The 18,015-nt window shown below is 37.5% G+C and carries 17 protein-coding genes and 1 tRNA gene; 5 read left to right on the forward strand and 13 right to left on the reverse strand.

The genetic code is table 11. From position 1 onward, the window contains the following. Positions 1-8: 8 nt before the first annotated feature. Positions 9-158 carry a 50S ribosomal protein L33 gene (gene rpmG, locus NSR00_RS07355; protein ID WP_063388082.1) on the reverse strand — a complete coding sequence of 50 codons (150 nt, stop codon included), beginning with the start codon at positions 156-158 and terminating at the stop codon, positions 9-11. A gap of 219 nt (positions 159-377) precedes the next feature. Here rpmG and NSR00_RS07360 point away from each other — a divergent pair, with 219 nt between their 5' ends. Together NSR00_RS07360 and NSR00_RS07365 are read left to right on the forward strand one after the other, a co-directional pair. Then, entirely contained in the window at positions 378-743 is a 366-nt protein-coding gene (locus NSR00_RS07360; protein ID WP_339193061.1) for a DUF6115 domain-containing protein, read from the forward strand. Then, on the forward strand, positions 740-1,285 hold the full coding sequence (locus NSR00_RS07365; protein ID WP_340787892.1) for an endolytic transglycosylase MltG: 546 nt from the start codon (positions 740-742) through the stop codon (positions 1,283-1,285). Before NSR00_RS07360 ends, NSR00_RS07365 begins: the two co-directional genes overlap by 4 nt. 546 nt (positions 1,286-1,831) lie before the next feature. On the opposite strand, the gene phoU is transcribed toward NSR00_RS07365, so the two are convergent. The 10 genes from phoU to NSR00_RS07415 all read right to left on the reverse strand — a co-directional run bounded on the left by phoU (position 1,832) and on the right by NSR00_RS07415 (position 11,817). Next, positions 1,832-2,485: a phosphate signaling complex protein PhoU gene (phoU, locus tag NSR00_RS07370; RefSeq protein WP_063388079.1), complete on the reverse strand. Its 654-nt coding sequence runs from the start codon at positions 2,483-2,485 to the stop codon at positions 1,832-1,834. 41 nt (positions 2,486-2,526) lie between these two features. Further along, positions 2,527-3,318: a phosphate ABC transporter ATP-binding protein PstB gene (pstB, locus tag NSR00_RS07375; protein ID WP_269467022.1), complete on the reverse strand. Its 792-nt coding sequence runs from the start codon at positions 3,316-3,318 to the stop codon at positions 2,527-2,529. A gap of 84 nt (positions 3,319-3,402) precedes the next feature. Continuing rightward, positions 3,403-4,281, reverse strand: coding sequence for a phosphate ABC transporter permease PstA (gene pstA, locus NSR00_RS07380; RefSeq protein WP_340787895.1), 879 nt, complete (start codon positions 4,279-4,281; stop codon positions 3,403-3,405). A gap of 1 nt (position 4,282) precedes the next feature. Beyond that, complete coding sequence (gene pstC / locus NSR00_RS07385) at positions 4,283-5,224, reverse strand: phosphate ABC transporter permease subunit PstC (protein WP_063388077.1); 942 nt, start codon at positions 5,222-5,224, stop codon at positions 4,283-4,285. Positions 5,225-5,297: 73 nt separating this feature from the next. Further along, complete coding sequence (locus tag NSR00_RS07390) at positions 5,298-6,284, reverse strand: PstS family phosphate ABC transporter substrate-binding protein (RefSeq protein ID WP_340787898.1); 987 nt, start codon at positions 6,282-6,284, stop codon at positions 5,298-5,300. A gap of 160 nt (positions 6,285-6,444) precedes the next feature. Then, positions 6,445-7,725: an MFS transporter gene (locus NSR00_RS07395; protein WP_340787900.1), complete on the reverse strand. Its 1,281-nt coding sequence runs from the start codon at positions 7,723-7,725 to the stop codon at positions 6,445-6,447. Positions 7,726-8,769: 1,044 nt separating this feature from the next. Further along, positions 8,770-9,378 carry a superoxide dismutase SodA gene (gene sodA / locus NSR00_RS07400; protein WP_063388074.1) on the reverse strand — a complete coding sequence of 203 codons (609 nt, stop codon included), beginning with the start codon at positions 9,376-9,378 and terminating at the stop codon, positions 8,770-8,772. Between the two features lie 138 nt (positions 9,379-9,516). Continuing rightward, positions 9,517-9,590, reverse strand: a tRNA-Ile gene (locus NSR00_RS07405). Positions 9,591-9,646: 56 nt separating this feature from the next. Next, positions 9,647-10,129: a DUF456 domain-containing protein gene (locus NSR00_RS07410; RefSeq protein ID WP_063388073.1), complete on the reverse strand. Its 483-nt coding sequence runs from the start codon at positions 10,127-10,129 to the stop codon at positions 9,647-9,649. 56 nt (positions 10,130-10,185) lie between these two features. After that, positions 10,186-11,817 (reverse strand): Na/Pi cotransporter family protein, encoded by a 1,632-nt coding sequence (locus tag NSR00_RS07415; protein WP_340787903.1) that lies wholly within the window; start codon positions 11,815-11,817, stop codon positions 10,186-10,188. 361 nt (positions 11,818-12,178) lie between these two features. Here NSR00_RS07415 and NSR00_RS07420 point away from each other — a divergent pair, with 361 nt between their 5' ends. Beyond that, positions 12,179-12,961 carry a DUF1189 domain-containing protein gene (locus NSR00_RS07420; protein ID WP_340787905.1) on the forward strand — a complete coding sequence of 261 codons (783 nt, stop codon included), beginning with the start codon at positions 12,179-12,181 and terminating at the stop codon, positions 12,959-12,961. A 52-nt stretch (positions 12,962-13,013) separates the two neighbouring features. Here the strand turns inward: NSR00_RS07420 and NSR00_RS07425 are convergent, their stop codons facing one another. Together NSR00_RS07425 and NSR00_RS07430 are read right to left on the reverse strand one after the other, a co-directional pair. After that, positions 13,014-14,711: a methyl-accepting chemotaxis protein gene (locus NSR00_RS07425; protein ID WP_340787907.1), complete on the reverse strand. Its 1,698-nt coding sequence runs from the start codon at positions 14,709-14,711 to the stop codon at positions 13,014-13,016. A 77-nt stretch (positions 14,712-14,788) separates the two neighbouring features. Next, entirely contained in the window at positions 14,789-16,003 is a 1,215-nt protein-coding gene (locus tag NSR00_RS07430; RefSeq protein WP_340787909.1) for an MFS transporter, read from the reverse strand. A 494-nt stretch (positions 16,004-16,497) separates the two neighbouring features. Here NSR00_RS07430 and NSR00_RS07435 point away from each other — a divergent pair, with 494 nt between their 5' ends. Continuing rightward, complete coding sequence (locus NSR00_RS07435; RefSeq protein ID WP_063388069.1) at positions 16,498-16,800, forward strand: hypothetical protein; 303 nt, start codon at positions 16,498-16,500, stop codon at positions 16,798-16,800. A 95-nt stretch (positions 16,801-16,895) separates the two neighbouring features. Next, entirely contained in the window at positions 16,896-18,002 is a 1,107-nt protein-coding gene (gene ispG, locus NSR00_RS07440) for a flavodoxin-dependent (E)-4-hydroxy-3-methylbut-2-enyl-diphosphate synthase (protein WP_094246222.1), read from the forward strand. Positions 18,003-18,015 lie beyond the last annotated feature (13 nt).

Here is an 18,015-nt window from a genome sequence, read left to right on the forward strand (position 1 = left end):
CACTGCTTTTACTTCGTTTCACGATGCAAAGCATGACTTTTGCATCTTGGACAATATTTTTTCAATTCGATGCGTTCTGTGTTTGTACGTTTATTTTTTGTAGAGATATAATTTCTATCGCCGCATTCTGTGCAAGCAAGAGTAATATTTACACGCATATCTTTCCCTCCAAACTATTTCATGTTCAAATTCAGACTTTTATATAATATCATTTTTGCATTGTAAAATCTACATTATGTTTATTTTTGAACACAAAGTTTCAAGTCGTTTCAAATTACATTTTTTTTAAGTTAACATGAAATTTCGTTAAAAGCCGTTTTGTTCTATTAAAATATATGATATAACAATAAAGGGACAACTAATGGAAGGTGAGATGCATGGAAGTTGTGATTATTATTCTTTTCCTTGTCAGCATTGCTTTATTAGGAATTGCTTATACTCAGCGTGACGATATAAAAGAGTTGGAACAAGAAGTTGAGCATTTATCCGTTTCTGCGATGCAAGAAATATACAAAATGAAAAAGAAAATGAGGGTATTGGAAGAAGAATTGCTGCAAGGAACAAACACAAAACCTGTTTCGCAAGACACACAGTCCGTTATACACTTTGATTATTACACGAAAAACAAAATTCTATCAAAATATCAGCAAGGCATGTCAATTGCTGAAATTGCAAAATCGGAAAATGCCACAACCGATGAAGTAAAGCTAATAATCGAACAAAATAAGAGGGAACTATCATGAATAAACGAATTTTACAAGCATTCTCAGCAGGGATGATCGTTTCCACCTCAATTTTGACCCTCACTTTTTATTTAGGGAACTATGATCAAAAGGTTGTGGCTGAAAAAGAGTTGACGGACAAATCAGTTAACGAGTATTTAGCTCAAAATAATAAAATTGCTGTATCCAATAAAGAATATGAAGAATTTCTTTCTTACAAAGATACAAAAGTAAAAAATCTGAATAAAACCCCTCAACAAAATGAACAGCAGCAGAAGCAGCAAAATCAAAATGCACAAAACCAAAATTCACAAAATCAAAACCAAGAACAAAAGAACAATAACCAACAAGCTGAGGTAAAACCTGTAAAAGTAAATATTAAAGAAGGAATGACGACAAGCGACGTATCAAAAATACTTGAACAATCGGGCATTATTGATTCCGCCTCCAAATTTAATCAATACTTAATTAAACACGATTATCATAAGCGTGTACAAATTGGAACTTTTGAAGTAAAAAAAGGGATGAGCTACTACGAGATCGCAGAAGCCCTTACAAGATAAAAGGGGCTGCGATCCGTTTTTTTATAAATAAGGTTTGAAACCAGCCGTTTGTAAAAAAAGGAAGTTTTTCAAAACTCAAAATGGTGAAGTTCAGAACCACAAAAAGATTGCCCTTATCATTTTTCTCCCATTCCCGACCGTGTTGATTATTGTCATTCCAAGATCATTGTCCCAGCCTCAATTTTGTGCTTTTCTCGGCTTTTAAATTGTCTTTTTTTAATCAATAGTACTTATAAAAGCCCACCAAAATTCCATGCCTTTTCTTTCACAAAATTGCCTTATGGTCTGCCCGAAATTTTTCCATAACACTTGTCTCTTATATTTCAGACATAGACACGATATAAAACTTACAATTCCATTTTATATGCGATAAACTATTTAAATCGAAAGACATAAAAAGTTCCCTTCCTATTTAGATAAATTTGGGCGGCGAACCAAAATTTATTTTAGCACTAGGAGGGGCTTTTTAGTATCGCGGAACCATTTACGAATAACATAGCGATTTTATTTATATAAAAAAGGTTTGCCTGAAAACACGGCAAACCTTTAATCATTTAAAGCATAATGGCGGCCTTTAACTAAATATAAAACATTTTCCGCGATATTCGTCGCATGGTCAGCAGTACGTTCAATAAATCTTGCTACAAGAGAGAGCTGGGTAATTTGATTCATATACTCTAAGTTCTCAGGAATAATTTGCAAAAGCTCCTTAATTGCTTCACCATATAAATCATCTACTTCATCGTCTATTTCGGCTATTTTTCTTGCTAATGCAACATCTTCCTCATGGTAAGCTTTCAGCGATAAAGACAGCATTTCTGATGCCAGCTTGTGCATTTTTGTGATTTGTTCAAGCGGTTTTATAAGCGGTTCATTTCCAATTCGAATTGCTGATTTTGCGATGTTGACTGCGTTATCTGCCATTCGTTCGATATCAGCAGCTATTTTAATGGAAACAATGATTCTTCTTAGATCAATCGCAACGGGCTGCTGCTTTGCAATTAAAAGAATTGCAAAGTCATTAATTTCCTCTTCGAGCTGATCGACATTCACATCTTGCTCTAATACTTCAATAGCCAAATCGATATCCTGCTTTTCTAATGCGCGGATTGATTTGCCTAATGCAACTTCCGTCAAACTGCCGATTTCAATTAACTTGGTGTGTAACGTGTTCAAGTCAAGTTCGAATTTTTCTCTCATTTTTTTTCCTCCAACATGAACCGTGTTATTCAAAACAATTATTATCCGAAGCGTCCTGTAATATAATCTTCCGTCCGCTTATCTGACGGATTAGAAAAAATTTGGTCGGTTTCGCCAAATTCGATAACTTCTCCGTTTAAGAAAAAGGCAGTTTTATCAGATATACGTGCAGCTTGCTGCATGTTATGCGTTACAATAATAATGCTGTAATCTTTCTTTAATTCTTGAACCAATTCCTCAATTTTCAACGTAGAAATCGGATCAAGCGCTGACGTTGGTTCGTCCATTAAAATCACATCAGGTTCAATTGCTAAACAACGCGCAATACATAAACGCTGCTGTTGTCCTCCTGACAGGCCATACGCGTTTTCCTTCAACCGATCTTTTACTTCATCCCATATAGCCGCGCCTCTTAAACTTTTTTCGACGATTTCATCCAATATTTTTTTATCACGGATGCCGTGTATTCTCGGTCCATACGCAATATTATCATAAATAGATTTCGGAAACGGGTTCGGCTTTTGGAAAACCATGCCGACTTGAGTGCGCAGTTCTTCAACACGATAAGATTTATCAAATATATTTTTTCCACGATATAATATTTCACCGTTGATTCGAACGGATGGAATCAGCTCGACCATTCGATTCAATGTTTTGATATAAGTCGACTTTCCGCACCCAGAAGGACCGATGATTGCAGTTACTTCATTTTCATAAATGTCTAAATCAATGTTTTTTAGAGCTTGATCATCACCGTACCATAAATTTAAGCCGTTCGTTTTATAGACGATTTTCTTTTCATTCTTGTCTTCGCTATTTTGTTCATAAACAATTTCTTGTTCTTTTTTCAGTTCAGTTTTTTTCAATTCAGTAATTGCCAAAATAAAAACCTCCTTCATCCTTTTAGGAAAACCCATTTAATAACGCTTTTGAAATTTGTTTCGAATCAACACCGCAACCGAATTCATTACTATTAAGAAAATAAACAACACAATGATTCCGGCAGCTGCTACATTTTGAAATTCTGCTTGAGGTCGCGACGCCCAATTGTAAATTTGAATCGGCATAACCGTATAGGAGCTTAATAAATTCTCTGGTAAATAGTTAACAAATACAAATGCACCCGCCACAAGAAGAGGGGCTGTTTCTCCAATAGCTCGTGAAAAAGCTAAAATGCTTCCGGTAAGAATTCCAGGAATTGCAGCTGGAAGAACAATTCGATAAATTGTTTGCCATTTCGTTGCTCCCATTCCATAAGAAGCTTCACGCAGTTCTTTCGGAACCGAACGGATCGCTTCTTGTGCCGCCACGACAATAACAGGCAATATTAATAAACTCATCGTTAAACCGCCTGCCAAAATGCTTCTGCCTAAATCCATCGCCCGAACAAATACTGTAAGTCCCAACAAACCAAAGACGATAGATGGGACACCAGCCAAATTCGAAATATTTGCTTGAATAAAATTTGTGAATTTATTTTTTTTCGCGTATTCCTCCAAATAAATAGCTGTTCCTACACCAAGCAGGAGGGAAATTGGAATGACCACTCCCATAACCCAGATCGAGCCGATCAAAGCAGCTTTTATTCCTGAAGCAGAAGCTCTCCTTGAGGCAAAATTTTGGAAAAACTCCGGTGTTACATAACTAATTCCTTGAGTGAATATCCGATATAACAGGATGGCAAGGACTACTAAAGCGAAGATGGTCGATATAAAAAACAGCGTTTGAAAAAAACGATTTTTTAAAGTCCTTTTGCCCATCATTTTTCGAACAACCGTTTGATCAATGTACTTCATGTTAATATTCCTCCCTGAATCGGCGCGAGATAAATTGAGCTAATAAATTCATCAGCATTGTAAAGACAAAAAGCGTGGCACCAACAGCATAAATGCTGTAGTAGATTGTTGTTCCGTATCCCGCATCGCCCGTGCTGACTTGAACGATATAAGCCGTCATCGTTTGAATAGATTCAGTTGGATCAAACGTTAATTTTGGAGTGGCTCCTCCAGCCAATGTGACAATCATTGTTTCGCCAATCGCACGGGAAATTCCTAGTACGAACGAGGCAACGACTCCCGATGTGGCAGCAGGAAGTACTACTTTTAAAGCCACCTCAAATTTTGTCGCACCTAAAGCAAGTGCGCCTTCGCGAATGGAATTCGGAACAGAGCTCATCGCATCTTCTGAAAGGGAAGCAATCATCGGAATAATCATAATTCCAACAACAATGCCCGGGCTTAATGCATTGAAAAAGCCAATATCAGGGATCAATTTTTGCAAGAGAGGAGTAACAAACGTCAGAGCAAAAAAACCATATACAATAGTTGGAATTCCTGCCAAAACCTCTAAAATCGGTTTGATAATCCTTCTTGTCCGATCTGACGCATACTCACTCAAAAAAATAGCAGATGCAAGACCGACTGGAAGTGCAACAATCATGGCAATAACCGTTACTAAAAGCGTGCCAGAAACAAGAGCCATGATTCCATATGAGGCATCATCTTTTAAAAACGGATACCATTCTTTTTCAGTGATAAATTCAAAAAAAGAAACTCGTGAAAAAAACATGATTGTTTCTGTAGCAAGAGTAGCAATGATTCCGATAGTTGTTAAGATGGAAATAGCTGCTGCAACAAATAAAACGGCTGGGACCATTTTTTCCATAAAATCGCGCGTGGATTTTTTTGTTTTTTTCTCTTTGATCATTTCCCGAACCGATTTTCCTGCAGATAAAGCCATCATGAAAACCCCTTTCATGCCAATAGGAAGATGAGAAGCAAGGATGCTTCTCATCCAACCAGTCTATTTATTTTTATTTTAAACCTTCAAGCGTTTTTAACTGTTCATCATATTGCTCTTGCGGAAGTTTTACATAGCCAACTTCCTCTGCCAATTGCCCAGCGTTTTCCAAGGCAAACTTCACGTATTCATACACTTGCGGCTTTTCTTTTAATGATTTGTTGTTCACATAAAAGAATAGCGGACGGGAAAGCGGTTCATAAGTTCCTTTTTCAATCGTTTCATTTGTCGGCTCGACTGCTTCCCCTTTAGAGTTTACAATCGGTACAACTTTCAACTGGTCTTTATTTTCTAAATAGTATGCATAGCCTAAATAACCTATTGCATTTTTATCGTTAGCGACTCCTTTTACAAGTACGTTATCGTCTTCGGACAATGTCGCATCTTTTACAATCGGCTCACCGCCTAAAACAACTTCATCAAAATAATCATACGTACCGGAATCTGTACCAGGCGAGAAGTATTTAATTTGTTCATCCGGCCACTCAGGGTTGATGTCAGACCATTTTTTCGGCTCGCCTTTCCAAATTTTTGCTAAATCTTCGATCGTAAGTTTATCGACCCAGTCATTTTCTTTGTTTACAATAACGGATAAACCGTCAAAAGCAATTTTGAATTCTGTATATTCAATACCATTTTCTTCAGCAACTTTTTTCTCTTCGTCTTTAATTGGGCGAGATGCGTTAGAAATATCAGTTTCACCAGCTGTAAATTTTTCAAAGCCCCCGCCTGTTCCTGAAATTCCAATTGGAGCTTTTACATCAGGATGTTCTGCAGCAAATTCTTCAGAAACAGCTTCCATTATCGGACCAACAGTTGATGATCCATCAATAGCGATTTCACCTTCTAATTTTTGCTCGCTTGATCCGCTTTCTGAAGATGATTGCTGTCCGGAGTTTGAACCATTTGTGTTTGCATCATCCGAATTACCACAGGCTGCTGTAAAAGCTAATACAGAACTGATCATAATAGATGACGCCAAAAATTTAAAATTTTTCATTCGGTTACTTCCCCCTATTATTTCGTGATCTCATCTTACGTATATAAGATTAACTTTCAAGTATTAAACAAGTTTTAATAGAATGTAAAGCTTTTGTAAAGCTTGTTTTTGTGTGTATAAAAAACAGATGATGCTGCGTAAACGGCATTCCGCATTTATTTTATCCCTTCTCTCCATCCGCTAGATTTGGCCTGTGTATGCGCTTTTCTTGTTTTAACAGGCGGTTGCTTTCTTTCAGCCTAATTTGTTTAACAAACAGATATATGAACGCATGGCCTGAACCTATTAAGAGCAATAAAAAAGGAATGGTTTTTGTTTCATTTGTCAAAGCAACTGTAAAAATAAAAAAGAGGATCGATAGGATTCTTCCTGCATTTAAAAAAATTTCTCGAACAACAATATATTCGATCCTTGCTTGCGCAATATTCCACCCTTTTCCAATCACATCATACGTGATCGAAGAGTACGGAACAAGCAAAATTGGATAGGCAATTCCGATTGCAATAGCATATATTAACAATCTTTCATAGGAAATTTGAAATAAAATGAGAAACAAGGAAAAGTATAGCATAAGCCCGCCGGCTAGAATAGCTTTTTTCCTCATTTTTTTCGTGATCCACCGAGAAGCCACAATATAAGTGAAAAAGGCTACGAAAGAATTTAGAAAACTAAATGTACCTAAAGCCATCTCACTTTTGGTCACGATGTATACAAACACATTAATGAAAAATGTAAATGTTCCTTCACGCAATCCTTGAAACACATGAGCGTTTGTAATTAATCGCCAATTTTTATTTCTTTTTCTTTCTTGAATGATTTTCAATAAAATGTAATCTCCGTGAGCTTTTCTAGACGTAAAAAAGAAGCTCAACATGACAGCAACAGTAAATAACATTAACGAAACTGCAAAAATCACTTTATACCCAATAGTATTTGTAAGTCTTGAAATAATCAGACCAGCTAACATCGGTCCAATCATCCCTGAAAGGGAAGTTAATATCCCAAGAAAGCCATTAAAAAAGTCCCGTGTTTCCGGTTCAGTAATTTCAAATGTCAACACATTAAAGGCCAGCCAATAAAAACCGTAGCCGATGCCAATGATTGCACCTAACAAATACATGTAGTTGACAGCTTGATCTTTTAAAACTAAAACGGTTAGAAAAAATGCGGCTAAAAAGGACACTCCTAGGCGAAGTACAACGACTCGATCAATTTTTTTGGATACTTTCCCAGCAATAATGAAAGCAAGCGGCTGAAAAATGACAATAAATAAATTGTATAATCCTAAATCAATCAATTCCCCTGACTGTTTCCATAAATAAACATTTACGAACGTATTCGAAAGTGCAATGCTTAATGAATAAAAACCGCCGATCATCAACAGCAGCATGAAATCATGGTCTGTTTTTCTTGATCCAATCCATTTTTTGACGTTTATCATATAAAACTCCCCTTTACTTGCTACTACTATTTTTCCTAGCTAAAGGGGAGTTATGTATAAAGAAAGGTGTTTTCGTTACCTTTCAGTGATCAACCTCAAAAAAATGCACAGAAACCGCTGAAACGCGAATTAGGTCAGTCATTTCCAAAAAATAGTAGAGTAGAAAACTGATTTCAAGGGGCTGTCCAGAAAGTCAAATCCGTTTGTGTCGTCCCATAGGCTGACCAGTTTGGATTTTTCTTTGTTGATTTCAAGGTCTAGTTTCTCCACCAGTTGCCTGTCAGCTACCGAGCTTCCTGCCATTTACTTGGGTTGGACTTGCACCAACTAGCAGATAACAGCTTAGCTGGGCGCGGCAAATCGAGTAGGAGGGAGCGATTAACTCCCGTCCTCTCACACCACCGTACGTACCGTTCGGTATACGGCGGTTCCATTAAGATAATTGACGCAAGTTTTCATAACTTCCGTGAATAGCTGTTCTCTTTATGCCAGTGGTCACTCCACCCTCCAAGAGGTCTCCCACGGGATTCACCGCTTCCTCCCTCAAGTGAGGTACTACGTTTTCTGTGTTCATCATGACTCACTGAATGCCAAGGGCTATTCTCTCTTAATTGTTCGGTCCTTCTTAGTTGTTCTAGACCAACTAATACTATGACCTCTGCTGACTTCTGACGGTTCAGCTACTTATCACTAAGTAGGTTATGAAGAGTACTTCACATATCCGCCAGACCTCCCCGGGTAAGTACATGCACTTTCACACCATCTATCCGCCTCATTTACTCGATATGACCTTCGACAGAAAGAGCTTTGTTTTGTTATGCAAACTCACTCAATCATACCTAGCCTTATATGAGGTTCGTGTTCCTCGGACCGGTGTTTTGCCTCCAGCTTCCTTCAGATTCCGCGTCACCACGGACACCCTTTCGTTGAGCTAACCTCTACTTCTGTCTTCGGGGTTCGGGACTTACACCCTATAGTTCATGTACATGCCGGGCGCACATAAAAAAAGGCTGAGATTCGAATATCTCAGCCTCTTGTTACAGTTTATTTTGCAGCGCTGTAGCGTTTTGCCACTTCGTCCCAATTCACAACATTCCAAAACGCTGCAATATATTCAGGACGACGGTTTTGGTATTTTAAGTAATAAGCATGCTCCCAAACATCAAGACCTAAAATGGGAGTTTTCCCTTCCATAAGAGGATTGTCTTGGTTTGGAGTGCTTGTAATTTCAAGCTCGCCGTTGTTTACAACCAACCATGCCCAGCCGGAGCCAAAACGACCAGCAGCAGCTTTAGCAAATTCTTCTTTAAAAGCTTCAAAACTTCCAAATTTTTTGTTAATTGCTTCTGCTAATTCTCCAGTTGGCTCGCCGCCTCCATTCGGTGAGAGGATGGTCCAGAACAAGCTGTGATTTGCATGTCCTCCACCATTATTTCGAACAGCTGTACGAACAGATTCAGGAACAGCGTCTAAATTAGAGATTAAGTCTTCTACACTTTTAGATAAAAGTTCAGTTTGACCTTCCAAAGCAGCGTTCAAGTTCGTCACATATGTGTTATGATGTTTTGTGTGGTGAATCGTCATTGTTTCTTTGTCAATATGAGGTTCCAATGCATCATAGTCGTATGGCAATTTAGGTAATTCATAAGCCATAATGAATCTCCTCCTTAATGATTAATATGTACTAAATGCTTTCTGCCTTGAAGCTTTCATATTCAGATTACCAAACTTATTAAAATGATGCAATTAATGTGCAATAAAAAAAGCGGTTACATTATTCGACTAATTTTATGGACCCTGCAGGATTCGAACCTGCGACCGGACGGTTATGAGCCGTCTGCTCTAACCAGCTGAGCTAAGGGTCCTTTTCCAAACACATAAGTAAATTATCACTAAATAGCGGTTGAAGTCAATGGCTAATTTAGAATATTGTATAAAGAAAATGAATGATCATCAACAGCTGAATCAGCCCTTTTGCTACTGTGCTCGCCAACAACCCCAATAAAGAACCGACTCCAACCTTTACAGCCTCGCTAAATGTTTTGCGGTGTACGAGAAGCTCTGCCGCAACAGCCCCTAAAAAAGGGCCTAAAATAATGCCAACAAACGGGATGATAAATGGCCCGGCAATTAAACCAATCGTACTTCCCCATCCGGCTGCTTTACTTCCACCAAACCGTTTAACTCCTACCATATTTGCCAAATAATCCGATAGGAATAAAAGAATGATGAACATACTTTCAACAACCCAAAATGAAATGGTTAACTGGCTGAAGCTAAAACAAATCCCATAGATAAAAAAGGCTGCTACAATCAATAACGCTGACGGTAAAATGGGGAAAAGCAGCCCGACAAAAGATAAGATAAAAAGAGCAATGATCAAAATCCAAATGATTACATCCATTTGCTTATCCTCCTAGAAATTAGAAATCAATGAACAATTTAATCCACTTGAAGCGATTATTGACGGTATCCTAAAACAGCTTCCGCAATATTCACCGAGTGGTCGCCAATTCGTTCTAAGTTGCTGATAATATCTACATATACTATTCCGCCTTGTCCGGTACAAATCCCTTCATTAATGCGGATAATATGTTTTTTGCGTAAAGTGCGTTCCATTCTATCGATTTTTTCTTCAGATTTCAATACTTTTTTTGCTAATACAACATCGTTATCATCTAAAGCGTCGATCGCATCCTTCACATTTTGCAAGGTAATTTCAAACATTTCCAATAAATCTTCCAATGCCTGCTCAGTAATGGTGACTTTATTATTATTTTTATAATCAATCAGCTCCACTATATTTTCAAAATGGTCGCCGATTCGTTCAATATCTCGAACAGTATCCATTAAAATGGAATGTCGGCGTGAATCATTTTGCGACATATCTTTTCCAGAAATCAATACGAGATAATCTGTTATTTTCCTATCTAAATTATTGATCGCCTCTTCAAGCTGCATCGCCATTTGTGCGTGCTTCTGCTGATTTGTCATCAAAAATTGTCTCGTTTCCTCTAGCCCTAATGATGCATATTGACCCATCCGAATCACTTCTTCCTTCGCTTGCCCTAAAGCAATGGTTGGTGACTGTTCAATAAAAATTGGATCCAAATGCTTCGCTTTATACTCTATCGCTAAATCTTCACCAGGTATAACTTTTGTGACAAGCAGTGCAAATGCACCGATGAACGGCGCTTGAACGATCGTATTGACAACATTAAATATTCCATGAGCAAAGGCAATGGTCATTTCAGGATTTAAATACAAATGAGCTTGCAATGATTCGATAAAATATTTGAAAATTGGTAAAATAATTAGAAAAATTGCCGTTCCGATTAAATTAAACATTACATGCGTCAAAGCAGCCCGTTTGGCAGCAATCGATGCTCCAATTGATGCCAAAACTGCTGTGATGGTTGTTCCGATATTATCACCGAATAATAAAGGCAGCGCAGCGTTGAGATCAATTAACCCTTGTGAAAACATCATTTGTAAAATCCCAATCGTCGCACTTGAACTTTGAACGATGATTGTAAAAACGGTTCCAATTACAACGCCAAGCAGCGGATTTGCACTTATGCTGACAGTCAAGTCATGAAAAATTTCTAATGATCTTAACGGCTTCATGCCGTCTCCCATCAATTCAAGCCCAAAAAACAAAGCGCCAAATCCAAAGATCACCTGCCCGATGCTGTTTATTTTTTTGTTTTTAGAAAAAAATAAAAGAACAGAACCTATAAATAAAATTGGCAAGGCATAAGCTTCGATATCGAATCCGATAATAAATGCCGTAACAGTCGTTCCGATATTTGCTCCCATGATCACGCCTATTGCTTGCTTTAAGCTCATGAAGCCGGCAGAAACGAGACCAACCGTTAAAACAGTTGTACCGCTGCTCGATTGAATTAACATTGTCACAAACATTCCAGCAAAAATACCCATAATAGGGTTTGTCGTAAACTTATCCAAAATATCTCGTAATTTATCTCCGGAGAATTTTTGCATACCTTCTCCCATACTTTTAATCGCAAATAAAAAAATTCCAATCCCGCCAAGAAATTCAAATAATATTTTTTGAACATCTACATCCACTCGTTTCACCTCCTTATTTTTCCAAATATATTAACGGTTCAATCATTTTTGAAAAAGAAACGTTTACATTTCCCATTACCAAATTCCTTCAAATCAAATTTTTTATTTTGCAATCGGTGCAGGCTCCTGCAGCTTCTATCTATAATAATGGATGAAGCCGATATGCCCCGCAAACAAAATTAATTTTTAACATGTTCCTCCCACACATGTTACTTTTATATTTTAAATTTAACAAAAAAATTTTACATTTTGTTCACAATTGTTATTCTTATTGCCGAATCGCCTATATAACTTATTTTCATTATTTTTGTTTCATTGGTACAATCAAATAGAAATGTTATAAAAGGAAGTGTTTCGATCAATGAATTTATTTGTCCTCCTTTTTAAAAGCATATACTCTCCAAAAACGATCGCTCTTACTAGATTTCAAAAAATCGGCAAACCCATTCTTTATGGATTTTTATTGGCCTTTCTTGCCGCCCTGCCCAATTGCATATATTTAAACTTAGCTATTGTAAATGCTATAAACGGGCTTGACCAAACGATAAATGAAAAAATCCCTGAATTCACCATTCATAACGGAACTTTAAAATCCGAGGAAAATGCGGTTGTGAAAGCAAAGCATGATCAATATACAATTATTTTTGACCCAAAAGGAACTTTCACAAGGGATGACTTGAAATGGCAGGAAAACGTCATCGGCATCTTATCGAATGAATTTGTTTTCGTTTCCAATGGCACAATGCAGCAGCTCGAGTATAACTTTTTTCAGGAAACAGAGATAACAAAAGAGGATTTGACAGCTGCCATCAAACAGCTGTCTGAAGTTGCTCCGATTATCATTCCCGTGATATCTATCACACTATTTGTGATGTCAGCCACTTCTAAATTTGTGGAAATTACGTTTTTAGCTATTGTCGGGCTGTTGTTTAAAAAAAGGATGGGAAAAAGATTAAATTTTAAACAGCTTTGGACTATTTCAGCCTACAGCGTCACGCTTGCAACCGTGTTTTTTGCCATTATGAACTTTTTTCTCATCGATATATCCTTTGCTCTTTATATAAACTGGTTTGTACATATAACTGTTTTATATCTTGTATTAAAAGAAATCCCGAGCCCGAAACAGCCAATAAAAGCTGCATAGAAAACCCCCTTAAGGCAGAATTTCCAACTCTGCCTTAAGGGGGTTATTAACACTATGATTTAAACTGAAATTTGTTTGTAGTGGACTTTAGAGATTCGGACAGTTCCATTAAAGTTAGTCCAATAGCATGGGTTTCGCGAATTTGTTCCATCTGTACTTTTGCCACAGACTGCATTTGCTCTGCACTGGCAAACGTTTCTTGAGAGACTGATAAAAAATTTTCAGCAGATTGCTCCATTTTAGGCAGCCAATCATCTAAAGTATGTAAGCTGTGTCTTGTTTCAGACAATATTTCATTCACTTTTCCAATCTCATCTACCAGTTGATCAAATGAAAGCCGCGATTTACCTGCAACTTCTAAATGGTTTTGTACAAGCTCCAAAATTAGCTTAAACTGCTGATAAGCGCTCTGAGAAATATCATCCATCATTTTTACAGACTGTGCTATGTCTTCCGTCGCTTTGGATGACTGTTCAGCTAATTTTCGGACTTCCTCAGCAACGATAGCAAATCCTTTGCCTTCTTCTCCAGCTCTTGCTGCTTCAATTGTTGCATTTAATGACAATAGCTTTGTTTTCTCAGATATTGCATATATCATTTCCACAACCTTTTCAATCGCCGTCGAATGATCCCGAACACTTTGGATCGTTTTAGACATAGTTTTGCATTCTTTTTCAAAGCGATTTAACGATTCGATCATCTGTCTCATATTTTGTTCTCCCGTGTTGGCTGATCGGTTCATGCCTTGTGCGCTTGAGAAAAGGCGCTCTATTCTCTCCAGCACAGTTTGAACTGTATTTTTCATGGAATGAAATACTTTTGCGCTTTCTTCAGAGCTTGAAGCTGTTTGCTGCGCACCGTTTTTCACCATTTCAATCGCTTCAACAAGATTCGTATGTAATGTTAATACGTCATCAGAAGAGTGTTTAAGCTTCCGGCCTGTCGAAAACAAATTTTCTGTTGTGGTATTAATCCTTTGAATCATCATCCCCAAATAGCCTGCCAATTGCTTAAAGCTTTTGATGAGCGAAAGGATTTCTGGAAGATTTGTATTTATGTTTAAATCAAGCTGAATATCTCCTTCACGCATTTTTCTCATTTTTTCCCTCAAAATCGTCAACGGTTTTGTCATACTTCTGACAGCTAAAAACAAAATTCCCATCATAAAAAGGACGCTGATTATTCCAATCCAGATTGTATTGTAAGCTAGTTCATGCACAGGCTTTATAAAGCTTTCTGTCGGAACGACGAGCAAAAAAATCCCTTTCAGTTCCTGCATCTCTTTAAAAGCCAACGTATAATCTTGTCCATTGATGGATTTATGAATAATTCCTTCATTTTTTTTCGTTATTTCCTTTACAATTGCAGCTGATATTTGAATTTTTGTTTTATTACTAACCGAAAATGGTGTGGCCTTTTCATTTTGTACGAAAAAAAAGTCAGCGTTCAAACCGTCCTGAATCAGCTGCGAGGATTGCCTTTGAACAACTTCTTTATCAAATCTTTCGAAAAAGTCATCAGAGCTATTTACATAAGCATACATTAGATTACTGGCAGCAATCTCTGTCATGTATACTTCCCTTTTTAATCGATCCTCTATCAAATTAAAAGTTGTTTCACTCGCTTTTTTGTAGGCAGTATAACCGACAACAGTTATCGAACTAATAAGAAGTATGAGCGCAAACAAAATCAATCTCACAGATAGAGGTATTCGCTCTCCCATCGACATGTTCTTTCTCTTCTTCTTCACTATTGTTATTTCCCCCTTTATAAGCTTAACAGCATTATGCCAAAAGAATATTAAGGGAATTTAATGATTTTTTATTTTTATTGTAAATTCCTCCACATTTTAATATATAATATTTTCCACTCTCTCTTAAATACAAATAAGATTATACATTGAACGAGTGCCAACATAAAAAATAAAAGCTTAAACAACAACTGTTCATTGCCAATCCACAAGCTAAAAACAACCGGTCCGAGCGCAACCCCTAAAAAACGCGCCATCCCGTATAAGCTAACTACAATCCCTCTTTCTGCATCATCAACACTTGATATAATCAACGAATTAATAACCGGCAGCACAAAACCTAAGCCGCCAAATGAAATAGTGATAAAAAACAAAAATAGCGAAAATTGTTGAAAAATCAAAAAGCTGAAAAATGATAAAAACGTCATGAACATCCCTACCAATAAAAAAAGAAAACGGTTTTTTACATAGTCCAATCGCTTTCCTGTCCAATAAGACGATATAGATAATGCGCCTAACGGAAAAGAGTATACAAATCCTTTAAAGAATCCATCGATATGATATAACTCTTCAATTAAATAGGCTAAATAATACAGCAGCCCAAAAAGCAAAAACATACTTGTACCGCCATACAGGTAAAGAGATAACAATCGCACTTTTTGCACCTTTAACACATCAGCTATTCTTTGCACATATTCGTGAAGCGATATTTTTTCCTCGCCTGATGGAGAAGTCTTTATAAAAAAAAGAATGAAAAAAAGCAAGAGAGTTCCAATAATAGGGAAAAGAATGAATGGAAAATACCATGCTACAAGGGCTAACAAAGCCCCTAAAATGGGAGCGGCTACTTTTGCAGTTCCGTTGAACACTTCTAAAACGGCAAGAGCTCGATCCCGTTTTTCGCCCGTAAACATGTCTCCTGCTAATGACATGGCTAGAGACGATATTCCTCCTGTGCCAAGCCCTTGCACCAAACGTCCAGCTAACAATGTCCAAAAAGCAATAGATTTGTTGACAAAACCGCTGAAAAAACAGATAGCCCCCCCTATGATCAACAATAAAAGCGACCATAAAATAAATGTTTTTCGGCCGTAACGGTCGGAAAGGAAACCTACGATTGGGATGATGATCGCTGCAGGTATATTAAATATGCTTAAAATAAAGCTCGTCTGTGCAGCTGTAATTTCAAGCGCTTGTCCAAATTCCGGCAATATCGGGATCAGCATCGAATTCCCTAGCACCATCATAAACGGAAGCATCCCTAATAACATAATGATGATATGCTCTCTCATATTTATCTCCCTTCGTTTACTCGAATTTCGAATTGATGCATGAATTCATTGTTGACAGCAGGGAATGCGTTAAACCGAAGAATATCTTGGACGTTTTCAAAATGCTCTTCGATCGTAAAGCAGCCTCTTCTACCCTTTAGGTTTAACTGAGCTTCCCTCTCGCATTAATTCAGGCACTGGCTTCAGCTTGAACATATTTTCGGAAAGAATAGCTGGAAAGGATCTGAATTCATAAATTTGAGCCCGCATTGCCTGAAAGCTTTAATCTGTATAAATTTTCCATTCGAGAAGGAAGAAAGATCGAAAAAAGCAGCGAACTCGCTTTGCAACAGCTTCAGCAGCTTGTCTCAAGCGAGAAAAGAGATGTTGATTTCTCCCCAGGTCCTCCGAACTTGCTAACTTTTCACTTGTGTATGCCAGCAAAGACATAATTGGTATGTTTGTACATAAAAAAACATATATGTTAATAAAGAACAAAACGGGGGAACATAGAGATGAAACGTTTATTTTCCGCTTTACTAGTTATCTTTTTCAGTTTTGTTATTTATTATGATTTAAAAAACGGTACATTACCTGTATCTTCCATACAAAATGAACAGCATGCTGAAGAACAATTTATGGAGGTAAAAGTGAAGGAAGGAGATACGGTTCTTTCCATTGTTGAAAAAATACACAATAAGCCTGTTCCAGCAAGCATTGAAGAGATTATTAAAGATTTTGGGGAATTAAATTCAAATGAAGATGTGTACAGTATACAAGCAGGAAAAACATACAAATTCCCCTTATATAACAATTAGTTAAAGTTTTTAATTCTTGTCATTGCTTGGCTATGATTGGTACAATATCATAGGATGGCAAATGTTCCATCAAACGTATTTATATTTAAGGAGCGATAAACGTGGGCGAAATCACACATCGTACGAAAACACGTCCAGTCAAAGTAGGCAACATTCAAATTGGCGGAAATAATGAAGTAGTCATTCAAAGCATGACCACAACGAAAACGCATGATGTTGAAGCCACAGTAAAAGAAATTCACAGACTGGAAGAAGCAGGTTGTCAAATCGTTCGTGTTGCTTGTCCTGATGAACGGGCTGCAAATGCAATTCCAGAAATCAAAAAACGCATTAACATTCCTCTAGTTGTCGATATACATTTCGATTACCGGCTCGCTTTAAAAGCGATTGAAGGCGGAGCAGATAAAATACGGATTAACCCGGGGAACATCGGGCGAAGGGAAAAAGTAGAAGCCGTTGTGAAGGCTGCGAAAGAAAGAAACATTCCAATCAGAATTGGAGTAAACGCCGGTTCACTTGAAAAAAGGATTTTAGAAAAGTACGGCTATCCTACTGCTGACGGAATGGTTGAAAGTGCATTGCATCACATAAAAATTTTAGAAGACCTTGATTTTCACGATATTATCGTTTCTTTAAAAGCGTCTGATGTACGGCTTTCAATCGAAGCATATGAAAAAGCTGCAAAAGCGTTTGATTATCCGCTCCATTTAGGGATTACCGAATCTGGCACTTTGTTTGCGGGAACAATCAAAAGCGCTGCCGGCCTTGGAGCCATTTTAAGCAAAGGCATCGGCAATACTTTGCGTATATCATTAAGCGCTGATCCCGTCGAAGAGGTGAAGGTTGCCCGGGAATTGCTGAAATCATTCGGCCTGGCTGCCAATGCAGCAACACTTATTTCATGCCCTACATGCGGAAGAATTGAAATAGATCTCATTAAAATCGCGAATGAAGTCGAAGAATATATTTCAAAAATTCGTGCGCCAATCAAAGTAGCTGTTTTAGGATGCGCAGTAAACGGTCCAGGCGAAGCGAGAGAAGCCGATATTGGAATTGCTGGTGCACGAGGCGAAGGATTGCTTTTTAGAAAAGGAAAAATTGTTCGGAAAGTTCCGGAAGAAACAATGGTCGAAGAATTAAAAAAAGAAGTGGATTTAATCGCTGAAGAATATTTCAAAAAACAAGAAAAGGAAAAAGTTTAAAGCTTGGAGCGGA

Origin of the sequence: Aeribacillus sp. FSL K6-8394 (assembly GCF_038008865.1) — a bacterium.
Classification (GTDB): domain Bacteria; phylum Bacillota; class Bacilli; order Bacillales; family Aeribacillaceae; genus Aeribacillus; species Aeribacillus composti.